This is a genomic window from Algibacter lectus, assembly GCF_900112395.1.
In the GTDB taxonomy this organism is placed as follows: Bacteria; Bacteroidota; Bacteroidia; order Flavobacteriales; family Flavobacteriaceae; genus Algibacter; species Algibacter lectus.
Map to the genome: position 1 here is coordinate 74283 of NZ_FOLN01000013.1, position 23232 is coordinate 97514.

The 23232-nt window shown below is 31.1% G+C and carries 21 protein-coding genes; 15 read left to right on the top strand and 6 right to left on the bottom strand.

The genetic code is table 11. The annotated features are described in order from the left end of the window. The first annotated feature begins 29 nt into the window (after positions 1-29). On the top strand, positions 30-410 hold the full coding sequence (locus tag BM246_RS17775) for a DUF1801 domain-containing protein (protein ID WP_074939875.1): 381 nt from the start codon (positions 30-32) through the stop codon (positions 408-410). Between the two features lie 257 nt (positions 411-667). Here the strand turns inward: BM246_RS17775 and BM246_RS17780 are convergent, their stop codons facing one another. Genes BM246_RS17780 through BM246_RS17790 form a run of 3 tightly spaced genes read right to left on the bottom strand, consistent with a single transcriptional unit; the run spans position 668 to position 2754 of the window. Next, a complete protein-coding gene (locus BM246_RS17780; RefSeq protein ID WP_074939878.1) occupies positions 668-1522 on the bottom strand; it encodes a hypothetical protein in 855 nt (284 codons plus the stop codon). Between the two features lie 21 nt (positions 1523-1543). After that, complete coding sequence (kdsA, locus tag BM246_RS17785) at positions 1544-2362, bottom strand: 3-deoxy-8-phosphooctulonate synthase (RefSeq protein WP_042505933.1); 819 nt, start codon at positions 2360-2362, stop codon at positions 1544-1546. A gap of 32 nt (positions 2363-2394) precedes the next feature. Then, positions 2395-2754, bottom strand: coding sequence for a hypothetical protein (locus BM246_RS17790; RefSeq protein WP_074939882.1), 360 nt, complete (start codon positions 2752-2754; stop codon positions 2395-2397). A 156-nt stretch (positions 2755-2910) separates the two neighbouring features. Between BM246_RS17790 and typA the strand changes: the two genes are divergently transcribed. From typA to BM246_RS17825, 7 genes are all read left to right on the top strand, one after another. Continuing rightward, positions 2911-4710 carry a translational GTPase TypA gene (gene typA, locus BM246_RS17795; RefSeq protein ID WP_042499350.1) on the top strand — a complete coding sequence of 600 codons (1800 nt, stop codon included), beginning with the start codon at positions 2911-2913 and terminating at the stop codon, positions 4708-4710. Positions 4711-4715: 5 nt separating this feature from the next. After that, positions 4716-4949 (top strand): hypothetical protein, encoded by a 234-nt coding sequence (locus tag BM246_RS17800; RefSeq protein WP_042499348.1) that lies wholly within the window; start codon positions 4716-4718, stop codon positions 4947-4949. Positions 4950-5080: 131 nt separating this feature from the next. Beyond that, on the top strand, positions 5081-6397 hold the full coding sequence (locus BM246_RS17805; protein ID WP_074939887.1) for an O-antigen translocase: 1317 nt from the start codon (positions 5081-5083) through the stop codon (positions 6395-6397). A gap of 41 nt (positions 6398-6438) precedes the next feature. Further along, positions 6439-7419 carry a GNAT family N-acetyltransferase gene (locus tag BM246_RS17810; protein WP_074939890.1) on the top strand — a complete coding sequence of 327 codons (981 nt, stop codon included), beginning with the start codon at positions 6439-6441 and terminating at the stop codon, positions 7417-7419. After that, a complete protein-coding gene (locus tag BM246_RS17815; RefSeq protein WP_074939894.1) occupies positions 7416-8516 on the top strand; it encodes a DegT/DnrJ/EryC1/StrS family aminotransferase in 1101 nt (366 codons plus the stop codon). The genes BM246_RS17810 and BM246_RS17815 overlap by 4 nt, the downstream gene beginning before the upstream one ends. A 20-nt stretch (positions 8517-8536) precedes the next feature. After that, the gene (locus BM246_RS17820) at positions 8537-10015 is read left to right on the top strand and encodes an oligosaccharide flippase family protein (protein ID WP_074939897.1); all 1479 of its coding nucleotides are present in this window, start codon (positions 8537-8539) and stop codon (positions 10013-10015) included. 48 nt (positions 10016-10063) lie between these two features. After that, positions 10064-10627: an acyltransferase gene (locus BM246_RS17825; protein ID WP_052415463.1), complete on the top strand. Its 564-nt coding sequence runs from the start codon at positions 10064-10066 to the stop codon at positions 10625-10627. A 49-nt stretch (positions 10628-10676) separates the two neighbouring features. On the opposite strand, the gene BM246_RS17830 is transcribed toward BM246_RS17825, so the two are convergent. Further along, the gene (locus BM246_RS17830) at positions 10677-11570 is read right to left on the bottom strand and encodes a glycosyltransferase family 2 protein (RefSeq protein WP_074939901.1); all 894 of its coding nucleotides are present in this window, start codon (positions 11568-11570) and stop codon (positions 10677-10679) included. A gap of 126 nt (positions 11571-11696) precedes the next feature. On the opposite strand from BM246_RS17830, the gene BM246_RS17835 reads away from it, so the two are divergent. The 3 genes from BM246_RS17835 to BM246_RS17845 are packed head-to-tail and all read left to right on the top strand — an operon-like array spanning position 11697 to position 14302. Then, the gene (locus tag BM246_RS17835) at positions 11697-12800 is read left to right on the top strand and encodes a glycosyltransferase (RefSeq protein ID WP_042499335.1); all 1104 of its coding nucleotides are present in this window, start codon (positions 11697-11699) and stop codon (positions 12798-12800) included. A 6-nt stretch (positions 12801-12806) separates the two neighbouring features. Continuing rightward, complete coding sequence (locus BM246_RS17840; protein WP_074939904.1) at positions 12807-13886, top strand: glycosyltransferase; 1080 nt, start codon at positions 12807-12809, stop codon at positions 13884-13886. Continuing rightward, the gene (locus BM246_RS17845) at positions 13883-14302 is read left to right on the top strand and encodes a sugar 3,4-ketoisomerase (protein WP_042499331.1); all 420 of its coding nucleotides are present in this window, start codon (positions 13883-13885) and stop codon (positions 14300-14302) included. Before BM246_RS17840 ends, BM246_RS17845 begins: the two co-directional genes overlap by 4 nt. Here the strand turns inward: BM246_RS17845 and BM246_RS17850 are convergent. Further along, a complete protein-coding gene (locus BM246_RS17850) occupies positions 14279-15217 on the bottom strand; it encodes a glycosyltransferase family 2 protein (protein ID WP_074939908.1) in 939 nt (312 codons plus the stop codon). The two genes, BM246_RS17845 and BM246_RS17850, sit on opposite strands and share 24 nt — an antisense overlap. Before the next feature lie 77 nt (positions 15218-15294). Between BM246_RS17850 and BM246_RS17855 the strand changes: the two genes are divergently transcribed. Both BM246_RS17855 and BM246_RS17860 read left to right on the top strand, forming a co-directional pair. Further along, positions 15295-16401 (top strand): hypothetical protein, encoded by a 1107-nt coding sequence (locus BM246_RS17855; protein ID WP_074939912.1) that lies wholly within the window; start codon positions 15295-15297, stop codon positions 16399-16401. Between the two features lie 73 nt (positions 16402-16474). Further along, positions 16475-17293 (top strand): 2OG-Fe(II) oxygenase, encoded by an 819-nt coding sequence (locus tag BM246_RS17860; RefSeq protein ID WP_074939917.1) that lies wholly within the window; start codon positions 16475-16477, stop codon positions 17291-17293. On the opposite strand, the gene BM246_RS17865 is transcribed toward BM246_RS17860, so the two are convergent. Continuing rightward, positions 17290-17973, bottom strand: coding sequence for a cell division ATP-binding protein FtsE (locus BM246_RS17865; protein WP_074939921.1), 684 nt, complete (start codon positions 17971-17973; stop codon positions 17290-17292). The genes BM246_RS17860 and BM246_RS17865 overlap by 4 nt on opposite strands. 235 nt (positions 17974-18208) lie before the next feature. Here BM246_RS17865 and BM246_RS17870 point away from each other — a divergent pair, with 235 nt between their 5' ends. Together BM246_RS17870 and BM246_RS17875 are read left to right on the top strand one after the other, a co-directional pair. Continuing rightward, complete coding sequence (locus tag BM246_RS17870) at positions 18209-21247, top strand: tetratricopeptide repeat protein (RefSeq protein WP_074939926.1); 3039 nt, start codon at positions 18209-18211, stop codon at positions 21245-21247. A 75-nt stretch (positions 21248-21322) separates the two neighbouring features. After that, positions 21323-23005, top strand: a complete 1683-nt coding sequence (locus tag BM246_RS17875) for a TonB-dependent receptor (RefSeq protein WP_074939931.1) — start codon at positions 21323-21325, stop codon at positions 23003-23005. Positions 23006-23232 lie beyond the last annotated feature (227 nt).

Genomic DNA, 23232 nt, shown 5'->3' on the forward strand with positions numbered 1-23232 from the left:
TTATTAAATTTGAAAATAAACTTCTTACTGTGAATCCGATAGATAATTATTTTTTAAGTCAGAAAGAACCTTATCAAGCTATTATGTTGTTTGTGCGAGGTGTGATTTTGAATACGTTACCTGAGGTGGAAGAGCGGTATAGTTATAAAATTCCGTTTTATAATTGCCATAAGAAGCCTATGATTTATCTGAATATTTTAAAAGGAACCGATTATGTTGATGTAGCTTTTGTGCAAGGTGTTTTGCTAGAAAAAGAATTTTCTATTTTGAAAAATGATAATAAACGAAAGCAAGTGCGCTCCATTCAATTAAAAACCTTGGAAGATTTGGATTATGATATTTTTGTTGAATTACTGCACGCAGCCTCCAAGTTATTAAGCGAAAGTAAACGCGCTTGGTTTATTAATTGATGCTTTTTGGGGAAGTCTTTAATTCGCAAATAGACTAACATATTCTGTTTGTACCGTACTTGGCTGGTAAGTGCGGGAGCGATAGTAGCGGCATCCTTTTTGTAAAATAAAAATGCCATAAACCTCAGTTTTAACTATGGTTTATGGCATGTACATATTTTTTAGTGTATGGCTACAGCTTTACAAAAAGATATATTTACAAAAAGATATAGCGGATAGCGCGGTTTTTATTTTTCTTAAAAACCCGCCCAAATATTTTAAATTCTAAAAATCCCTCCGAAAGAAACAATGCGCTGCAAGTAAGTGAAATGTTGTGATGCGCGATCGGCTGGGTCTGGCGTGGTGCGGATATTTGGCATATTTATGTAACCACCTTTTAGGTCTAGTTGCATAAAAAAGTGCTTGAAAAAAGTGAAATTAATACCTGCACGAGCCGAAACACCGTAGCCCGATAAATGAAACTCATCGTTTCTTTCTTTAATTAATAGTGTGCTGTTTGTTTTTGGTAATAAAAAACCACCGCCTATACCTTCGGTTAAGTTTATTTGAAATTTATCGGTATTTGGTAGGTTAAATAATGCCGAAATATCGTCGTGTCTAGCAATTTCTGTGTAGATATAATTTAATCCATCGGTGTGCTCGAAACCTAGAAAATCTTCTGGTAAAAAGGTAGCCTCGTTGTTGTATATACCGTTAAATTTTGACCCTTCTTCCGTGGTTGGTAAATCGATATAACCACTTAAAGTTCGGGTTTTTTCGTTTTCCATAACGTATTTCATATGATCTAAACCAAGAGAAATGGAATATTTATCTGAAATGAAATATCCCATTTTGAAATTGGTTTGAGGTATCGTCATTCTAGTTGGGTTTATATAATCTAAGTGCCAACCTTTAGGTTTATCGCGCGCTGTGGCATCTTTTATGGTGAAATTATAATTGTCTCCTTCAAAATGAATGTCCGATTTGCTAAAAGAGTCTCTATTGCCGCCCCAGCTTACAAAAAATTTTCCTTTGCTTGATGCGGTGTATTTTACAGCGTTGGTATCTTGGGCAAAAGCGCTGAAATTAATAATACTTAAAAAAAGCACTATTAGGTGTAGGTTTGATTTCATTATTATTTGGTTTAACTCGTTTTACAGAGCTTGTATTGTTTTTCTAATTTTAACGAGATTGCTTAGTAAGTTTTCTAGGTTATCTAGATGAAGCATATTGGCACCATCACTTTTAGCATTTGCTGGATCGAAATGCGTTTCGATAAATAAACCATCAACATTGTTTACAATACCTGCGCGTGCAATGGTTTCTATCATGTCTGGGCGACCACCTGTAACGCCTGCAGTTTGGTTGGGTTGCTGTAGAGAATGGGTAACATCTAAAACGGTTGGTGCAAATTGGCGCATGGTTGGAATGCCACGGAAATCCACAATCATGTCTTGGTAGCCAAACATGGTACCACGATCTGTAATCCAAGCTTTATCGCTACCAGCATCTTTTACTTTTTGCACAGCATGTTTCATGGCCTCCGGACTCATAAATTGCCCTTTTTTAAGGTTGACCACTTTTCTTGTTTTTGCAGCAGCCACAACTAAGTCGGTTTGGCGTACTAAAAATGCAGGGATTTGTAAAACATCTACATATTGTGCGGCTAAAGCAGCATCGGATATTTCATGAATATCGGTTACAGTAGGCACATCGAATTTTTCTGATACTTTTGCTAAAATTTCTAGCGCTTTCTCGTCGCCTATACCCGTAAAGCTATCAATTCTACTACGGTTTGCTTTTTTAAAACTACCTTTAAATATGTAAGGGATTTCTAATTTATTAGTAATGGTAATTACTTTTTCGGCAATACGCATAGCCATATCCTCGCCTTCTATAGCGCAAGGGCCACAAAGAAGAAAGAAATTGTTTGAATTAGCGTGCTTTATTTTTGGAATATCTTGAAGTATCATCGACTTAAATTTAGGCGACAAAGATAATCAAATTAAAAACGACTTCTAAGGCTGTTTTTTATTATCCACATGGCCATTATAAAGTTTGTAACCACAAATAACCCGGCAGTAAGCATTACACTATTTGAATTGAAGGCTAAATGACTGAAATCGATAATTTTAGACAAGTAAGCAATAATTAAATAGGATGATAAACAGACGAATGTGATGCCTAGGGCGAAATTTAATTTTTTATTAGGCTTTATGATTTGCCATAAAAAAGGAATTCCGAAGAGTAAAATAGGGTATGCCGTTAAGCCTTCGGTACGGTTAATTGTAGTGAACCAATACGCGGCAATGGCAATAAAATATAGGTAAGGGATGCTTTTAGTGATTCTATTAATTATGTGCATAGCAATTTGTTTTTGATGTTTATTTTGAGAGAATATTTCTTATAAAAATAACGAAAACAGGCATTTAAAATTATATTTGATTTTAATTATAACAAATTTTTAACTATATATGAAAATAACCCGTACCTTTGCAGGCTTAAAATAAGGCACTATAATATGGCTACTATTAAAAACATTGCAATTATTGCACACGTTGACCACGGTAAAACTACGTTGGTTGATAAAATTATGTATCACTGTCAATTGTTTCGTGAAAACGAAAATACAGGTGATCTAATTCTTGATAATAACGATTTAGAGCGTGAAAGAGGTATTACAATTACTTCTAAGAACGTTTCGGTTGTATATAAAGGCACAAAAATCAATATAATTGATACACCTGGTCACGCCGATTTCGGAGGTGAAGTAGAGCGTGTCTTAAATATGGCTGATGGTGTTGTATTATTAGTTGATGCATTTGAAGGGCCAATGCCACAAACTCGTTTTGTATTACAAAAAGCTATCGATTTAGGTTTAAAACCATGTGTGGTTGTAAACAAAGTTGATAAAGAAAACTGTACTCCTGATGAAGTACATGAAAAAGTTTTCGATTTAATGTTTGAACTAGGTGCTGAAGAATGGCAGTTAGATTTTCCAACAGTTTACGGTTCGGCTAAGAATAACTGGATGAGTGACGATTGGAGAAATGAAACTGATAACATTGAACCATTATTAGATATGGTTATCGAGCATGTTCCTGCTCCTGTATTTCCAGAAGGAACAACTCAAATGTTAATTACATCTTTAGATTTCTCTTCTTTTACAGGTCGTATCGCGATTGGTAGAGTGCAAAGAGGAAACATTGTGGAAGGACAACAAATCGCTTTAGTAAAAAGAGATGGTACTATTACAAAAAGTAAAATTAAAGAGGTATTTATATTCGAAGGTTTAGGACGTAAACGTGTAGAGAGCGTTCAAACTGGTGATATTTGTGCTCTTGTTGGTGTAGAAGGTTTTGAAATTGGAGATACTGTTTCTGATTTAGAAAATCCTGAAGGATTAAAATCTATCGCTATCGATGAGCCTACAATGAGTATGTTGTTTACTATTAACGATTCTCCTTTCTTCGGGAAAGATGGAAAGTATGTAACATCTCGTCATATCAAAGATCGTTTAGAAAAAGAATTAGAGAAAAACTTAGCACTTAAACTAGGTGAAACTGGAAGTGCAGATAAATTCATGGTTTTTGGTCGTGGTGTATTACACTTATCGGTTTTAATTGAAACTATGCGTCGTGAAGGTTATGAGCTTCAAATTGGACAACCACAAGTAATCATTAGAGAAATCGATGGTGTTAAATGTGAGCCAATTGAAGAGTTAACTATTGACCTTCCAGAAACTGTTTCTGGTAGAGCTGTAGAGTTTGTAACTTTACGTAAAGGTGAAATGTTAAGTATGGAAGCTAAAGGAGATCGTATGGTTTGCGAATTCTTAATTCCTTCTCGTGGTATTATTGGTTTACGTAACCAATTATTAACTGCAACTGCTGGTGAGGCTATTATGGCACACCGTTTTAAAGAATACCAACCATTAAAAGGTGCAATTCCAGGACGTATTTCAGGATCTTTAGTGTCTATGGAAAACGGAACAGCAATTCCTTATTCTATTGATAAATTACAAGATAGAGGTAAGTTTTTCGTAGAGCCAGGTGAGAATATATATGAAGGCCAAGTAATTGGAGAAAACTCTCGTCAGGATGATATGAATATTAACATTACTAAAGCTAAAAAGCAAAGTAATGTACGTTCTTCTGGAGCAGATGATAAAGCGAAAATTGTGCCAGCAATTAAATTCTCTTTAGAAGAAGCTTTAGAATATATCCAAAAAGATGAATACGTAGAGGTTACACCAAACCACTTACGTTTACGTAAAATTTGGTTATCTGAAGTAGATCGTAAGAGAAACAAATCTATATAACATAAATGGAATTCTTAGGAATTTCAATTACAGATTGGGTAGGGTATGCCGCTATGGCTACTGTTTTAATATCCTTCTTAATGACGTCTGTAAATAAATTACGAATAGTAAACTCCGCAGGGTGTTTACTATTCGTGTTTTATGGCATTATGTTAATGCCATTGTCAAAGCCTATTGTTATTACAAATGGTGCTATTATTTGTGTTAATTTATTTTATCTATTAAAAGCTAAAAAATAATATTGTATTAGTGCTTAGCGAATTAACGATGGTAAATTAAATGATTTTGTATATTTGAAATGTTTTGCAAGAATAGCTAGCGTGAATAAGCATTAATACTTCAAAATATAACACCACAAAATTCATATTAATTGAAGAAATTAATAGATTACATTAAAAAGCATGTTTTAATTAAATTAATGTCGTTAAAAACGGTATTAGTGTTTGTTAAAGTTCTTGCTGGTATATTAACCTCTAAAGCTATTGCTTTAATTATTGGTCCTGTAGGGTTTGCTTTAATAGGTAATTTAGAAAATTTTGTAAGTGCGTTTCATAATATTTCCGTTTTAGGTTCTTACAATACTGTTGTAAAATATGTAGCACTATATAAAGAAGATACAAAGTCGTTAAGTAAAACACTTTCTACCGTGTTTTATGTAGGGTTTGTTAGCACGGTTATAGTTTCTATGTTGTGTTATTTAAATGCCGAAACTATCAATGATTTTATATTTCCGAAGTACAATAACTACGCAGATATAATTAAAATATTTGCAATAGCATTGCCCTTTTATGCTATAAATATGTATTCCTTTTCTATCATGAATGGTTTTGGGAAATACAAAAACATGTGCCAAATTAATATTATAGGTCAGCTTTTAAGCGTTGCGATTGCCTTAGTTTTAATTTATCAAAGTAAAATTGATGGAGCATTAATATCTGTAGTGATATCAGAATCCTTAATATTTTTAATCACACTTGTTGGTATTTTTAATAGGCGTAGTTTGGCAAACCTTGTTCAGGTAAAAAATATAAGTTTCAGTTTTTTTAAAAAAACATGGCCTATATCCATTATGGCATTGTTTTCAGCGGTTCTTATGCCGCTTGTTGCTATTTGTATCCGTTCTTATATAATCGAGGGGTTAGGTTATAAGGAAGCGGGTTTATGGGAAGCCATGAATAGAATATCTAGATATTATTTAATGTTTGTAACCTCTATAGTCGGGATGTCTATTTTACCTCGATTGTCTAAGATTAACAATGTTAAAAAATTCAGGAAAGAGATTTCTAGCTATTACAAAATATTAGTTCCTATTTTGATTGGCGGTTTTTTAGTGATTTATGCATTGAAATCGCCTATTATAAGTCTTGTGTTTACCAATGAGTTTAGATCTGTTGAAGATTTGTTTTTATGGCAGTTACTTGGTGATTTTATTAAAATTCTTGCTGTAATTATTGCCTATCAATTTTTGGCGAAAAAAATGTTTTGGCATTATATTTTAACAGAGCTTTTCTTGGTTGTAATATTATACATTACAAGTGTTTATTTTATAGGTATATTCGATGGAGTAAAAGGTGCTGTATTTGCGCATTTTGTTAGTTATCTTATGTACTTTGGTATTGTTATTCTTTTGTTATGGAGTTCTTTATTTGGTCTTGATTCTAATGAGATTTCTTTAAGGAAAAAATAAAGAACTAATAACCTATGTAAATCTTAAGGATATTTTTTTTAATGACCGATATTAATATTGTTAGATATAACGTCTCAAATTATAGAGCATGGAATCAATTTGTAGCTAAAGCAAAAAATGCTACTTTTTTATTTCAAAGAGATTTTATGGATTATCATAAAGATCGATTTCAAGATTTTTCCTTACTCATTTACAAAAAAAATAAACTAGTAGCTGTTTTACCGGCAAATACGTTGGGTGATGAGATTTATTCGCATCAAGGCTTAACTTACGGTGGTCTTGTTTTTCAAAAGGAAATTAAATTTGAAAATGTATTTGCTATTTTTAAGGAACTTCTAAAGTATTTGAATTCAATTGGTTTTAAAAGCTTAGTTCTAAAACAAATGCCGGCTATATATACCGGTGTTTTTACTGAAGAAATAGATTATTTAATGTTTGTTTTGAAAGCCGAATTATTAAGGAAAGATACCTTGTCGGTTATTAATTTAAAAGGAGAACAATTAAAAATCTCGAATAATCGATTAGAGGGGTACAGAAGAGGTGTTAAACATCATTTAGATGTTAAGGAAGAAGACGATTTTGAGCTGTTTTGGAATTCAATTCTTATTAAAAATTTAAAAGATAAACACCATACTAAACCTGTTCATGGTTTAGAAGAAATTAGACTGTTAAAAAAACGTTTTCCGAAGAATATAAGGCAATTTAATGTTTATGATGATGAACAAATTGTAGCAGGAACTACTGTCTTTGAAACTGAATTTGTGGCGCATTCTCAATACATCTCGGGTAATGAAAATAAAAATACGCAAGGCCACTTAGATTTTTTACATCATCATTTAATTAAAAACGTATTTAAAGATAAAGCGTATTTCGATTTTGGAACATCAAACGAGAATAATGGTTTGCATATTAATAAAGGCCTTCAATTTTGGAAAGAAGGGTTTGGGGCCAGAACGGTAACGCAAGATTTTTATAAAGTAAGCGTTATTAATTACTCCTTACTTAATAACGTTTTTATATGATTAAGTTTTTAGATTTAAAATTAATTAATAAGAATTTTGAAAAAGAATTCAAAGCACGATTTGACGCATTTTTAAATTCAGGACAATACATTTTAGGTGAAGAAGTTTTAAAGTTTGAAGAGCAATTTGCTGCCTATTGTGGAGTAAAGCATTGTATAGGTGTTAGTTCCGGTCTTGATGCACTTCAACTTATTTTTGAAGCGTATAAATTGCTAGGTAAATTAAAAGAAGGTGATGAAGTTATAGTGCCAGCAAACACATATATAGCAACTATTTTAGCTATTTCAAATACCAGGTTAGTGCCAGTTTTAGTAGAGCCTAATATTGATACTTATAATATAGATGTTAGTAAAATAGAGTCTGCTATTACAGAGAAAACAAAAGCTATTTTAGGTGTTCATCTATACGGGCAATTGTATAATGTAGAGCGTTTAGAAGAAGTTTGTAAAATAAATAATTTATTATTAATTGAAGATGCAGCGCAAGCACATGGTGCGCAATATATAGATGGTAGAAGAGCAGGGAATGTTTCTGATGCTGGAGCTTTTAGTTTTTATCCAACTAAAAATCTAGGTGCTTTAGGAGATGCTGGCGCAGTAACTACCAATGACACGGAATTAGCTGAAGCTATATTCAAACTTAGAAACTATGGCAGAACATCAACATACAGAAATGATATTAAAGGTTTTAATTGCAGGTTAGATGAGTTGCAAGCCACATTTTTAAGTGTTAAGCTGAAACATTTAGATAGTGATAATTTAAAGCGAAATAAACTGGCTAACTTGTACTTAAACAACATTAATAATTCTAAAATTACTTTACCTTATTTTTCAGGTGAAAAAGATCATGTTTTTCATCAATTTGTTATTCGGTGTGAGGAAAGAGGAAAGTTTGTAGACTACACAAAGAATTGTGATATCCAAACTTCGGTACATTATCCTATTCCTCCTCATAAACAAAAAGCATTCTATGGTTATAACACACTATCTCTTAGAGTAACAGAAAAAATGCATAAAACGGTAGTTAGTTTACCGTTACATCCTGCTTTGAAAATAAAGGAAATTAATAAAATAGTTAAAGCTGTAAATAAGTTTTAATTTAAAACAGTATCTATTTTATGACAGATAACCAAAAAGCATACAGACAAGTATTCAAGGGTGCGTCTTTGTTTGGAGGTGTTCAAATCATAAATATATTAGCAGGAATACTAAGGTCTAAATTTGCTGCAATATTTTTAGGTCCTGCTGGAGTAGGTATTATGGGAGTTTTGAATTCTACGATACACTTAATTACTAGCATCTTTAAATTGGGTTTAGATACAAGTTCTATTAAGGAAATAGCATTTGCAAATAAATTAGAAGATAAAAGAAACGTATCTAATGTTATTTATAATCTAAAACGATTATTATGGGTTACAGGTGTTTTGGGAACGGTCGTAACTTCAATATTATCTCCTTTTTTAAGTGAGATTGCTTTCCAAAGTAAATCTTTTACGTTTTCATTTATTTGGATTTCCGTAGCTGTCTTATTTAAACAATTGACATTTGGTAATATGGCTATATTACAGGGCTTACGGAAACTAAAGAAATTAGCTATGGTTAATTTATATAGTAGCGTATGTTCTGTTTTTATAGTAGTGCCTTTGTATTATTTTTTTGGTTTAGAAGCTATTATTCCAACTATTATTTTAACAACGTTTTTAGGATATTTAATATCAAAGTATTTTACGTTGTCGGTAGAAATTGAATCGGATCATAAATCATTGAAAAATGTATTTCATGAAGGAAAACCAATGATTAAACTTGGTGTAACATTAAGTGTTGGTAGCATCATTACTTTGTTTGTAGCGTATTTAATTCAGGTATATATTACAAATGTAGGAGGTTTAACGGAAGTAGGGTATTATAATGTCGGTATGATAATTATAAATTCTTATGTGGGACTCATTTTTGAGTCTATGAGTAAAGATTATTTTCCTAGGCTATCTGAAATTATAAATGATATTAAAAGTGTTCAAAGAACGGTGACACAACAGGCAATGGTAGTGGTGTTGTTAATTACTCCTGTAATTATTTTATTTTTAACCTTTGCAGAATATTTTATAGTAATTCTTTATTCGAAAGCTTTTCTACCAGTTTTATTATTTATAAATATAGCAATTATGGGTACTTTATTTAAAGCAGTTTCTTGGTCTTTGGGCTACGTTATTATTGCAAATGGTGACTCAAGTGTTTTTATAAAAACAGCAATAGGTTTTAATGTTTTACTTCTAGTAATAAATATTTTTGGATACTCAAACTATGGTTTGTTAGGATTGGGAGTTAGTTATATAATTTATTATTTTTTGCACCTTGTTATTATTTCTTTAATAATGAAATTTAGGTATAAGTTTGTTTTTATTTCAGAGTTTATAAAGGTTTATTTTGTTTGCTTATTATTGGTGTTTTCTACTTTTTGCATTACTTACATAGGAGATGAGCTACTTAAAAGCTTTTTATTAGTTTTTCTAATTTTGATATCTAGTGTTTTTACGATATATAATTTAAACAAAAAGTTAGATGTTAAATCTTTTATAAAAGAGAAATTTAATAAGTAATTATAAAATTGGTAGGGCCGGGTAATTCATGTTTAAATATTTACAGAAATGATTGGTAAAATAGTTTTTAGATTAGATAATTGGATTAAACGACTTATTTATAAGCAATACAGTAATAATCCAAATATACATGGTGATTACGAATCATTTCAGCCGATAGTTTTTAAGGGAAAAGGAGAGGTTAGAATGGGCGATAATGTTAAATTTGGAGTTGTTAACTCTCCTTTTTTTCATAATACATATGCATACGTTGAGGCTAGAACTAGTGTTTCTGAAATTACTATAGGGAGCAATACCCGCATGAATAATGCTGTTTCAATTATTGCAGAAAAAAAAATTATAATCGGTAGTAATGTGCTTATCGGTTATAATTGTAGTATTATGGATAGTAATTTTCACAATCTAGCTCCTGAAAAACGACATGAAAGTGATCCTAGACCTGAATCGGTTATAATTCAGGATAATGTTTTTATCGGGAACGATGTAACAATTTTGAAAGGCGTTTGTTTAGAGGAAAATGTGGTTGTTGCCGCACGATCAGTAGTCACAAAAAGTTTTCCTAAAAATTCCGTTATTGGTGGTTGCCCTGCAGTAATTATTGGAAAGGTTTAGTTTTTTTGTGATTAGAGGTGATTATTTAATTTTTTAAAGTATTTTAACTTTATTTTCTAAATTTTAATTTGAGTAATAAAATATAATATTTTGCAATTAATAAAATGTTTAGAACTTTCCAGTTTTGTTTTACCTCCAAGTTTATTTTTTGAATAGAAGCTAAATCTTCCTCTTTGGTTAAATTCATTTTTAGCGTCTTTTTTACAATTAGGTAGGTAGAGTATTTAAATTGTAGCGCCTTTTTACTAAATATTTGGTAATTTATGTTTCCTAAAGAAGTCTTTAATTTTATTCTTTCTACTAAAACTTTATCTACATATAGTATACTGTATTTTCGTGCTACTCTCAGCCATAAGTCATAATCTTCATAAGCTAGATTTTCATCATAGCCTCCTAGTTTTTTAAATAAAGCAGTGTTGATTAAAGCGCTTACCGAGCAAATAGTGTTTGAGTGGTTGAGTATTTCTTTATAAATAAAACCATCTGTAGGTGAAGTTGTTTTTTTACTTTGAAAAAACTTATCATAATATATATATGATGTATTGTTGATTGTGTCCGTTACTTTTGCATTACCATAAACAATACCAATTTTATCTTGAGAATAAGCGTTGTATATTGATATTTGAGTTTCTATGCAGTGAGGTAGTAATACATCGTCTCCAGCTAAATCTATAAAATATGTGCCTTCAACATTTTTGAAAGCAGAATTTACAGATTTTGTAAGGCCAAAGTTTTTCGCGTTTTTAATGAATAAGCCTGTTTTGTTTTTTAAAATCCACTTATCAATTATTTCAATAGAATTATCATTGCTACAATCATCAATTATTATTAATTGAATGTTTTTATAGGTCTGATTTATAACGGAATTTAATGCTTTTTCAATATACTCACTATGGTTGTAGCAAGAACAGATTACAGTTACTAAAGAATTAAGGTTTAACATAGCACTGATTTATAATCAAAAAGACTAATTTTTTATTTTGTTTAATTTTAATTTAGTAAACTTACAAATATACTATGAGTTTTAGAGTTATAATTATATTTGTTAGCAAATTTGCAATACTAGAAAATGACCAAAAGTAAGATAAAGAGCGTATGCATTCTTGTAGATTGCTTAACAGGTGGAGGAGCAGAAAAAGCAGCTTCATTGGTGTCAAAATCTTTTCATGAAGCAAATTTTGATGTTTCTATTATTGCCATGCAAGGCGAGATAGATTATGATTTCAAAGGCGAACTTTACGATTTAAGTGGTATTATTCATAAAATCCCATTTTTTAAATCTCTAAAAAAAATGGTTGTTCTTAAAAAAACATGGAATAAAATAAATGCAGATTTCTATTTAGATTTCAGAATTAAAAGCAATTCTTTTAGAGAGCTTATGTTTCATTTTTTTATCTATGATATAAAAAAAACAGTTCTAACAATTCATTCTTCTAGAATTCATAATTATATGCCTAGGCATATTTTATTTTACAAATTATATAATAGAGCTAAGGCGGTAGTTACAGTTTCTGAAGGGATTTATGGAGCAACTAAGCAGTTGTTTGATTTTAAGAATTTGGTCTATATACCAAATTTTTACGATACAGATATTATTCTTAAAAGTAAAGAAAGGATTCAGCCATTAGACGGTAAATATATTGTCGCGGTTGGACGATTAAAAAATGAAGTAAAACAGTTCGATAAACTCATACTAGCCTATAAAGATTCATTGCCTGCAAAAAACGGTATTCCTCTTTTTATTTTAGGTAGAGGTAAGGATAAAGAAATGTTAGAGGGAATTATTTTAAAGAATAACTTAAGTAATATGGTTAAATTATTAGGCTTTAAAAACAATCCTTATCCATATATTAAGTCGAGTCAATTTCTATTGTTGTCGAGTAAATTAGAGGGTTTTGGAATTGTTTTAATTGAAGCATTAGCTTTAGGTGTTCCTGTAATTTCTTTTGATTGTAAAGTAGGGCCTTCAGAAATTATTCAAAATAAAAAAAACGGAATTTTAGTTAAAGATCAAGACTTTATCGCGCTTAAAAGAGCAATTGATAATATGTATTCTGATAAAGAACTGTATGCGATTTGTAAAGAGAACAGCAAGTCTTCAGTAGGAAAATATTCTGATAAAGAGGTGCTCAAGACTTGGGTGAAATTATTAAACAGTTCTTCAAAGAAATAAGATATTTTGGATAAAAAGAAAATTTGTGTTGTTGTAAACTCATTAGGAGGTGGAGGGGCTGAACGCTCTTCTGCCTTACTAACTAAAATGTTAGATAATTTGGGTTATAATGTGCACATTGTTTCTGTTTTAAAAGATGTTGATTACGAATATGCCGGATCATTATTAAATCTTGGTGAATTAAAAGAAAAAGATAACTCTATCAAAGGTAGGTTAAATCGGTTTTTTATTTTTAAAAATTATTTAAAAGAAAATCAATTCGATTTTATCATAGATAACAGGGTTAGACAGTCTATAATCATTGAGTTTTTTACTCGAAGAATTCTGTATAAAAATAAAAATATAATATATGTAATTCGGAGTAGAAAAATCACAAAATATTTTACTAAAAGTATGTTTTGGGGTAAGAGAATCTTTAGAAACGCTTATGCTTATGTTGGAGTTTCCGAAGAAATTAGAGATGAAATTAGTAACTCTTATAAGTTTAAAAATGTTATAAAAATTAATAACCCTGTAGAAATCGATGACAATAATTCTTCGACTGAAGAGGGAATAGATTTTACAGAAGATTATATTCTGTTTTATGGCAGGTTAAGTGACGAAGTTAAAAATGTTTCTTTATTGATAGATGCTTACAAAATATCTCAATTACCAGAGGAAAATATTAAGCTTTTAATCTTGGGGGACGGAAAAGATAAAGATATGCTTAAGTATAAAGCAAATAGTGACAATATAAATTTTAAGCCGTTTACTAATAATCCATTTCCGTATGTTAAACATGCTAGGTTTTGTTGTTTAACGAGTAGATATGAAGGTTTTCCAAGAGTATTAATAGAATCACTATCGGTAGGAACCCCTGTTTTATCTGTTGAATGTTCAGGAGTGTCTGAAATAGTTGTAAATGAATATAACGGGTTAATAGTTGAAAACAATAATAAACAAGCCTTGGCAGGAGCTATGAATAAATTTGTTTTGAATAAAGATTTATATACAACATGTAAACAAAACTCTAGGTTAAGCATAGAACATTTGAGTCTGTTAAAGGTAGGTGAAGAGTGGAGTAATTTATTAAATGAAAAACGATGATTAATAAAACGATAAAAGATATTCGAATTATAGATATTCCTAAAATCACAGACCCAAGAGGTAATATTTCTGTAATAGAAAAAAGCACACTTCCTTTTGATATTAAGCGTGTTTATTATTTGTATGATGTACCATGTGATGCTAGTAGAGGAGGACACGCTCATAAACTACAGTTGGAAGCCCTTATTGCGCTAAGTGGCAGTTTTGAGGTGAAATTGAACGATGGTGAAAATGTTAAAACCATTATGCTTAACAAACCTAATAAAGGCTTGTTAATTCCTGTGGGTGTATGGAGAGAGCTAGAGAACTTTTCATCAGGTTCTGTGTGTTTAGTGATGGCATCAGATGTGTTTGATGAAGACGATTATATAAGAGATTATAACGATTTTAAATTATTTAAAAGAGGAAATATATAGTTTGTTTTTTAAAAGGAAAAAGTAAAATTTCTTCATTAAGATTGCTGAAAATCGTGGTGTTCTTAGTAGTGTTTTTTGCTTTAAGTTTAAAGGCTTTAAGTCAATCTCAGAGATTAATTTTTTGTAAAGCGCTTTGTTTCCTATTAGTTTGCACTGCATAGCAAGTGCGTAACGGTTTAGGTTTAAATATTTATTTAACGAAGTGTTTTGCGCTTCTTCGTCTTTAAAACTATTAACAATAGTGTATCTAATTTCTTGATATTTTTTTTTAGATAAACTGTTTTTTACAGTTTTATTGTAACAGCATGTTACTGTAGGATTAAAAACGATTGTTTTTCTTAGAGCAAACCGTATTAATAAATCTAAATCTTGTCCAGAAGTAAATTCGGGTACAAACTCACCAACATCATAAAAATCTTTTTTATTAAAACAAATGGCAGAAGTCCAGCCAATAGCATCTATTAAGCTTGCTTTAAAGTAATCTTTAATAATATGAGGGTGATCAACCTGTTCTATATTATAAGTTGCTTTTATTATGTAGTTGTCTGATGATTTTATATCATAAGCATTACAGAACAAAGCTCCATTGGGGAATTGTTTAATGGTTTTATAAAATAGTTCCAAATGGTTTGGTTTCCATTCATCATCTGCATCCAATAAAGTTATATAATTGCCTTTAGCATTTTTTATTCCGTTATTTCTCGCTATTGAGACACCTTGATTTTTTTGTTGAATGGTAATTATTCGATGATCTTTTATTGATTGTAGTTCTTTTAAACTATTGTCTGTACTACCATCATTAACAACAATAATCTCAAAATCTGTAAAAGTTTGATTAAGAACACTTTTTATAGTGTCTGCAATAAAATCTTCTTTGTTATACAGTGGTATTATGATTGAAAAGTAAGGCGTCATTAATTTTATCCGGTTTTAACAAAAATAAGGTATTTTGCATACTCAGTTTCTAAGCATATTGATTTAAATTTGTCTTTATGCATGGAAAAGCCATTCAAATAGTTTCATTTGATAATCCTTATCCTCCGAATTTTGGTGGAGTTATAGACGTTTTTTATAAAATTAAAGCGCTTAGTCAGTTAGGTGTTAAGGTCTATTTACATGCTTATTATGATGATAGAACAGATGTTTCCGGTTTAAAACCTTATTGTGAAAGTATTACATTTTACAAAAGGAATAAATCGTTTATTAAATTTATTTCAATACTTCCATATGCTGTAAATACGAGGTTGTCTAAAGACTTAGTTTTTAATTTGAAAAAACAAAATGCACCTATTTTGTTCGAAACAATAAAAACAACTGGAATACTAAAAAATAATGTTTTTAGAAACAAAGTAGCTGTTAGATGCCATAATATAGAACATAATTACAGTTGGGGCTTAGGTTATAGTGAAACTAATCTTATAAAAAAGATAGCTTTTTTTATTGAAGGGCTTAAGTTTAAAAGATTTGAACCTATTCTAGAAAAAGCGGATGTTCTTTTTTCTTTGTCGATAGACGAATTTGAGTATTACAGTGCGAATTTTAAAAATGAATCTGTTTTTTTACCAGTATTTCAAGGAAATACAGAGGTGCTCGGGGAGGATGGATTTGGCAAATATGCCTTATATCATGGAGATTTAACAACATCGGATAATGTTAAATCGGCTTTATTCATAATTAATGTTTTTAAAGAATTAAGTCATCCTCTTATAATTGCAAGTTCGGTTTCTAATAAAATGCTTGTTAAGGAAGTGAGTAATTATAAAAACATATCATTTCAATTAATTGACGCAGGAGATGATTTGGATGTATTAATTAAAAATGCTCATGTAAACACTTTGTTTTCTTATCAAAAATCCGGGACTAAGCTTAAAGTTTTTAACGCTTTGTTTAAAGGCAAGCATTGCATCGTAAATAATAAAATGATTGATGAAATAAGTGTTCTTAGATTATGTGAAGTAGCAGAGAGTAAAGCTCAATATAAGGATGTAGTTAATAAAATATTTAAAATCCCATATACTAAAACAGAAAATCGAATTAGTGTGTTAAAAAATTACAATGCAAGCATTGTAGTCAGAGAATTAGTAAGTACTTTGTTTTGATACTAACTAAACTTTTTAATAACTATATTTACTTTTGATAGAACGGAATTATGTAAGTAACAGTACTGTTAATATGGATAGAAGAGAAATTTCAGAAATAATATTTAATCAAATTACATTTAAAAAAAAAGAGCTGATAAACCAGTATCAAAGCTCAAAAAATGAAATAGGGTATTTTTTTATTGATAATCTTTTGCCAGAAAAATTAGCGAATCAATGTTTTGATGCTTTTCCTGATAAATCTGAAATGCGTTGCTTAAACAGTATACGAGAATTTAAGCATGTTTCTGCACAAATGGACAAACATAATCCTCTTTTAGAAAAAGTTTTGTACGCTTTTCAAGATGAAAGAATAATCGATTTAATTGGAGATATTTGTGATATTAAATCTTTATATGCAGACGATTCATTGTATGCTGGAGGTTTATCACTAATGGCTAAAGATAATTTTCTGCACCCACATTTAGATAATTCACATGATGCTGGTCGTGAGCGTTGGCGAGTTTTAAATCTATTATATTATATAACCCCAAATTGGGAAAAAGAAAATGGAGGCCATTTAGAACTTTGGCCGAATGGACCAAGAAAAGACCCGGTTTTAATAGAAAGTAAGTTTAATAGGTTAGTTATTATGGCTACACACGATCTCTCTTGGCATTCTGTAAATAAGGTGCAAATTGATAATAGTAGGTGTTGTATTTCTAACTATTATTTTAGTGACAATGCTTTAAAGTCTTCTGATAAGTTTCATGTAACTAAATACAGAGGACGCCCAGAAAGCACATTTACCAATCTAATCTTAGATTGTGACGCGAGTTTAAGGATGCTAATTAGAAAAGTGTTTAAGAAAGGGATTCGTAAAAACCCACACGTCTACAAAAAAAGGAATTAACTCTTACGTTGTACCACCTCGTAAACCGCATTCTCATCACATTTAAGTGTTTTGCTGGGGTATTTTAAAAGTAAAGCATAATCGTGCGTTGCCATTAAAATGGTGTTACCATTTTTGTTAATGTCTTGTAAAACTTCCATAACCTCAATACTCGTTTGTGGATCTAAATTACCGGTAGGCTCATCGGCCAAAATAAGTTCAGGGTTATTAAGTAAAGCCCGTGCAATTGCAACACGTTGTTGCTCGCCACCAGAAAGCTCATGCGGATATTTAAAACCTTTAGTTTTCATGTCTACTTTATTCAAAACCTCTTCGACACGAGTATTCATTTCAGCTTTTACTTTCCATCCTGTAGCCTTTAAAACAAATATCAAGTTGTCGTTTATAGTTCTATCTGGAAGTAATTTAAAATCCTGAAAAACCACACCTAATTTTCGGCGTAAAAACGGGATTTCTTTTTCCTTTAAAGTTTTCAAGTTGAAGTCAACAATATGGCCTTCACCTTTGGTAAGCGGTAAATCGCCATAAAGTGTTTTCATAAAACTACTTTTTCCGGTACCCGTTTTACCAATTAAATACACAAATTCCCCTTTGTTAATTTCAACATTAACATCAGAAAGCACTAAGCTTTCTCCCTGAAAAATAGACGCGTTTTTTAATTCTAAAATGGCATTCGACATAAAAGTAGATTTTTAAAGTGCTGTAAATGTATTATTAAAAACTGAAAAGTTGAAAAGTTAAGCACGAAAAATTTGAGAGACGTTTTTACCAGCGAACTTTAATTTTAATTTCTAGATAGATTGTTGGTAGGTTTTTTGAATTTTTAACACCTCTAATTATAATTATGGCACGATTATTTCGTTATAGATTTAATATTCAATTATCTTTGATTTTAAATTAAAAAACGAATTGTTAATGATTAAAAATAATATTTTTTCACTGCTGGTTGTCATTGGTTTTAGTTGTCAGGTTATGGCACAAAAATCGGCTGTTTACACTAGTAATTTGGTAGAGTATCAAAAAGCATTATCACTTTATAATAATCAACAATATCTAGCTGCTAAATCGCTGTTTACTAATGTTGAAAAAACGGCAGAAGAAGATGTTTTACAGTCCGACTGTGCCTATTATATAGCCAATTGTGCGGTAAGATTAAATCAGCAAAACGCCGATCAACTTATTGAGGATTTTGTAGAAGATTATCCAACAAGTACCAAAAGAAACACCGCTTTCGTAGATGTGGCCGATTATTATTTCGTTAACGGAAAATACTCCTACGCTCAAAAGTGGTATCAAAAAGTAGATGTAAATGCTTTAGGTAAATCTGAAAAAGAAAAGTTTTACTTCAATAATGGTTATACCGCTTTTACAACAAAGCAATTTAAAGAAGCCAAAAAGTATTTAACTAAAGTAGAAAACTCTAAAGAGTATGGGTCGCAGGCCAAATATTACATTGGTTTTATGGCTTATGAAGGTGATGATTACGATAAGGCAAATGAATATTTTGAACAAGTAAACGACCAAGAGCGTTACAAAGAAAAATTATCATACTATCAAGCAGACTTACATTTTAAACTAGGTAAGTTTGAAGAGGCTATTAAATTAGCCAAAGCTCAATTAAGTAAAAGTGATGCAGATGAAGTGTCTGAGCTTTCTAAAATTATTGGTGAAAGTTATTTCAACCTAGAAAATTATGCAGAGGCTATTCCTTATTTAACGGCATATCAAGGAAAAAAAGGACAAAGAGATCGCGTAGGGAAGTGGAGTAATACCGATTATTACCAATTAGGTTATGCGTATTACAAGCAAGGTAATTTTGAAAATGCAGTGTCGGAATTCAATAAAATTATTGGAGGTAAGAACTCAATTGCTCAAAATGCATATTATCATTTAGGTGAAAGTTATATTAATTTAGGAAAAAAGCAAGAGGCTTTAAATGCTTTTAAAAATGCTTCGGAAATGGATTTCGATTTAAAAATCCAAGAAGATGCTTGGCTTAATTATGCTAAAATTAGTTACGAAATAGGAAACTCATACCAATCGGCACCACAAGTATTAGCTGGTTATTTAGAGAAATACCCAAATACAAGTTATAAAGAAGAAGTGGAAACGCTTTTAATAGATTCTTACATTACATCAAAAAATTATACAGAAGCGCTTAAGTTATTAGAGGGGAAACGTAGTTTCGAAAACAAGGTAGCTTATCAAAAAGTAGCATTTTACCGTGGTTTAGAATTGTATAATGAAAATAAATTTAAAGAAGCGTCGGCGCTTTTTAATGGTTCATTAAAAGAACAACAAGACCAAAGATTTACGGCTAGAGCAACCTTTTGGAAAGCTGAAACGGATTATAATTTAACTAATTACGATGATGCTTTAATTGGTTTTAAACAATTTCAGCAACAAAACGAAGCGACATCTACTCCTGAGTTTGAAAACTTAGATTATAATTTAGCTTACACTTACTTCAAGCTTAAAAATTATGAACAAGCTACAAAGTACTTCAACCAATTTATTTCAAGTAAAAAAGATGATAAAGTAAGGTTGAATGATGCTTATTTACGTTTAGGTGATGGGCATTTTGTTTCAAGTGAATATAGCAGTGCTATAGATGCTTATAAGAATGCTATTAGATTAAATGAAATAGAATCTGATTATGCCTTTTTTCAAAAAGCAATAAGTACCGGTTATGCCGGAAATGCTTCTGGAAAAATAAGTGAGTTAGGTAATTTTATTTCAAAATATCCAAAATCTAAACTTCGTGATGATGCTATGTTCGAGCTAGGTAATTCATATGTAAAAGCGAATGAAACTGATAAAGCTATGCCGATTTACGATAGATTGGCAAACGAGTACCCAATGAGTTCGTTTGTGCCAAAAGGATTGTTACGTCAAGGTTTGGTGTATTATAACTCTAGTCAAAACGAGCAGGCTCTAGTCAAGTTTAAAAAAGTAGCAAACGATTATGCTGGTACTCCAGAAGCTGTGCAAGCGGTTGCAACGGCAAGATTAATTTATATCGATTTAGGTCGAGTAAACGAATATGCAGTTTGGGTTAAACAATTAGATTTTGTAGAAGTTACCGATGCCGATTTAGATAATGCCACTTACGAGGCGGCTGAAAAACAATATTTAGATAATAATACAGATAAAGCCATCACACAGTTTAATAAGTATTTAAGCGAATTTCCACGTGGATTACATGCTTTACAAGCACATTTTTATGTGGCACAACTTTATACAAAAAACAATTTGTTAGAGAATGCTGCTCCACATTATAAATATGTTGTAGATGCTTCTCGAAGTGAATACACAGAGGAGGCTTTAATGAAGTTGTCTCAGTTTTATTTAAGTTCTAAAAACTGGAACAAAGCGATGCCTATTTTAGCAAGATTAGAGAGTGAAGCGAATTTTCCTCAAAACGTCGTGTTTGCGCAATCTAATTTAATGAAAGCGAATTACGAATTGAATAATTATAACGAAGCCGTGTCTTATGCCGAAAAAGTGCTTAAGAATCCTAAAATCGATAATAAAATTCAAGCAGATGCTCAAGTTATAATTGCACGTTCGGCTATTAAAACAAATAATGAAGATTTAGCAAAAACGGCATACACTCAAGTAGAAAAAGTAGCTACAGGCGAAACTGCTGCCGAGGCTTTATATTACAACGCTTATTTTAAAAATAAGGAAGGTAAGCACGAAGCATCTAATGTTACGGTGCAGCAATTAGCTAAAAACTACTCGGGTTACAAATATTATAGTGCGAAAGGCTTAGTGCTAATGGCTAAGAATTTTTATGCTCTAAAAGATGCTTTTCAGGCCACATATATTTTAGAAAGTGTTATTACAAATTTTAAAGAATTTGATGATGTTGTAGCAGAAGCTAAAGCTGAATTAAGCAAAATTAAAAAAGAGGAATCTAAAACCAATTCATCTATTTTACCAGAAGATTAGTTTTATTCAAAAGCCATTTTAAGTAGGTTAGAATTTGAATCTTAGAATTTAATTAAGAAATAAAAATTATAAAATATGCGTAAGCACATCAATAGAATATTAACCGTTGCAACAACATGTATAGCAACACTTGGGTATGCACAAAGCAAACAGAATGATACTTTAAATACAGGTGTTATAGACGTTGTTAAACCATACGCGCCATCAATTTCTGATGCGTTTAAAGTAAAAGAAGCACCAACTTTAGACGATGCGACTACCGAAACTAAAAAAGAAATTAAATATAATATTTTTTCTTTTCCGGTAGCGTCAACCTTTACACCTTCAAAAGGTAAGGCGGCAGTTGTAGAAAAAGCAAAACCAGTAAAATTGTTTGATAATTACGCAACACTTGGTGTGGGTAGTTATACTACTATTTTAGGTGAAGTATATTTAAATCATGCCATAAGTCGAAATGAAAGTGTTGGTGGCTATGTAAGTCATCATTCTTCTGGAGGAAATATCGAGGGTGTAGAATTTGATGATGGATTTTCAGATTCAAAAATAAACGTGAATTATGCGAGTCGTATGCGCGATATGGCCTGGAATGTAGAAGGAGGTTTTCAATACTCAAACTACAATTGGTATGGTGTTCCAGACTCTCAAGTGGTTTTTGCGCAAGACGATAATATAAATGTTGGTCACGCATTTTATAATGCACATGTGGGAGGAGATATTAGTTTTGAAGATACTTACATCAACTCTGGAAGTGTATTGTTTAGACGTTTTGCTGATAATCAAAGTTCAGGAGAAAATCGTTTTATAGCAAAAGGGAAAGTAGATGTTCCTGTTAATGGAGAAGAGATTTCTACGGAAGTAAAAATTGATTACTTAGGTGGCGGTTTTAGTAATCTATATTCTGGTTTAGGAAGTATTGATTATGGTAATTTTCAGGTTGGTATTATGCCGAGCTACCAACTTATTAGAGACGATTTAACATTAAACCTTGGAGTTTCGGCCTATTATTTAAATGATACGGAAAGCGGATCAAACAACTTCTATATCTATCCAAATATTACAGCAACCTATAGAGTGGTTAGTGATGTGGTAATTGCCTATGGTGGTATTCAAGGTGATTTAGAGCAGAATTCTTATTACGATTTTGCTACCGAAAACCCATTTGTTTCTCCAACATTATTCATTACACCAACAGATAAACAATACAATGCGTATGTTGGTTTAAAAGGAAAACTTTCTAGTACTATGAGTTATAACGTTAACGGAAGTTATGAATCGAGCCAAAACAGAGCCTTATTTATATCTAACGAAATTACACGTTCTGGTGACGATTATACCTATGGAAACTCGTTTGGAGTTGTTTACGATGATATTAATACTTTTGGAGTTTCAGGTGAAATAAATGTTGATATTAACCGAAACTTTAACTTAGGTTTAAAAGCCGAAGCATGGAATTTACCAGATGTAAAAGGATATATGTTTTTAGATTATCAAATTAATCAAAATTGGTTTGCAGGAGCTAATTTATTTTACACAGGAGAACGTAAAGATCAATTTTTCTTAACGACATCAACACCACAAACTGTTACTTTAGATAGTTATTTTGATGCTAACGCGCATGTTGGTTATCACGTAACAGAGCAAATTTCGGTATTTGCCAAAGCAAACAATATAGCCAATAATAATTACGAACGTTGGCAAAATACACCCGTTCAGGCTATTCAGTTTTTAGCAGGAGCAACATTTAAATTCGATTTTTAATACCCATTTTTGATGTTTCCGCGAAAGTGCGAAATGTTTTAAAACTATAATATTTAGAAAAGCTAAGGTTTCATTTTTGGAATTTTAGCTTTTTTTTATTGAATAAAAAGCAGATGTTAAAGTTTACGAGGTCGATTGTGATACGTTCTAATGTCGCTATGACAAAAACATTCAAAGAAGCATAATCGTTAGTCATTTCGACGTAAGGAGAAATCATATAAAGCTCA

Bases quoted from the DNA above. Each gene is read 5' to 3' on its own strand.
- BM246_RS17780 (WP_074939878.1), bottom strand. From the start codon at position 1,522: ATGAAATCAAACCTACACCTAATAGTGCTTTTTTTAAGTATTATTAAT.
- kdsA (WP_042505933.1), bottom strand. From the start codon at position 2,362: ATGATACTTCAAGATATTCCAAAAATAAAGCACGCTAATTCAAACAAT.
- BM246_RS17790 (WP_074939882.1), bottom strand. From the start codon at position 2,754: ATGCACATAATTAATAGAATCACTAAAAGCATCCCTTACCTATATTTT.
- typA (WP_042499350.1), top strand. From the start codon at position 2,911: ATGGCTACTATTAAAAACATTGCAATTATTGCACACGTTGACCACGGT.
- BM246_RS17800 (WP_042499348.1), top strand. From the start codon at position 4,716: ATGGAATTCTTAGGAATTTCAATTACAGATTGGGTAGGGTATGCCGCT.
- BM246_RS17810 (WP_074939890.1), top strand. From the start codon at position 6,439: ATGACCGATATTAATATTGTTAGATATAACGTCTCAAATTATAGAGCA.
- BM246_RS17815 (WP_074939894.1), top strand. From the start codon at position 7,416: ATGATTAAGTTTTTAGATTTAAAATTAATTAATAAGAATTTTGAAAAA.
- BM246_RS17820 (WP_074939897.1), top strand. From the start codon at position 8,537: ATGACAGATAACCAAAAAGCATACAGACAAGTATTCAAGGGTGCGTCT.
- BM246_RS17825 (WP_052415463.1), top strand. From the start codon at position 10,064: ATGATTGGTAAAATAGTTTTTAGATTAGATAATTGGATTAAACGACTT.
- BM246_RS17830 (WP_074939901.1), bottom strand. From the start codon at position 11,570: ATGTTAAACCTTAATTCTTTAGTAACTGTAATCTGTTCTTGCTACAAC.
- BM246_RS17835 (WP_042499335.1), top strand. From the start codon at position 11,697: ATGACCAAAAGTAAGATAAAGAGCGTATGCATTCTTGTAGATTGCTTA.
- BM246_RS17845 (WP_042499331.1), top strand. From the start codon at position 13,883: ATGATTAATAAAACGATAAAAGATATTCGAATTATAGATATTCCTAAA.
- BM246_RS17850 (WP_074939908.1), bottom strand. From the start codon at position 15,217: ATGACGCCTTACTTTTCAATCATAATACCACTGTATAACAAAGAAGAT.
- BM246_RS17855 (WP_074939912.1), top strand. From the start codon at position 15,295: ATGCATGGAAAAGCCATTCAAATAGTTTCATTTGATAATCCTTATCCT.
- BM246_RS17860 (WP_074939917.1), top strand. From the start codon at position 16,475: ATGGATAGAAGAGAAATTTCAGAAATAATATTTAATCAAATTACATTT.
- BM246_RS17865 (WP_074939921.1), bottom strand. From the start codon at position 17,973: ATGTCGAATGCCATTTTAGAATTAAAAAACGCGTCTATTTTTCAGGGA.
- BM246_RS17870 (WP_074939926.1), top strand. From the start codon at position 18,209: ATGATTAAAAATAATATTTTTTCACTGCTGGTTGTCATTGGTTTTAGT.
- BM246_RS17875 (WP_074939931.1), top strand. From the start codon at position 21,323: ATGCGTAAGCACATCAATAGAATATTAACCGTTGCAACAACATGTATA.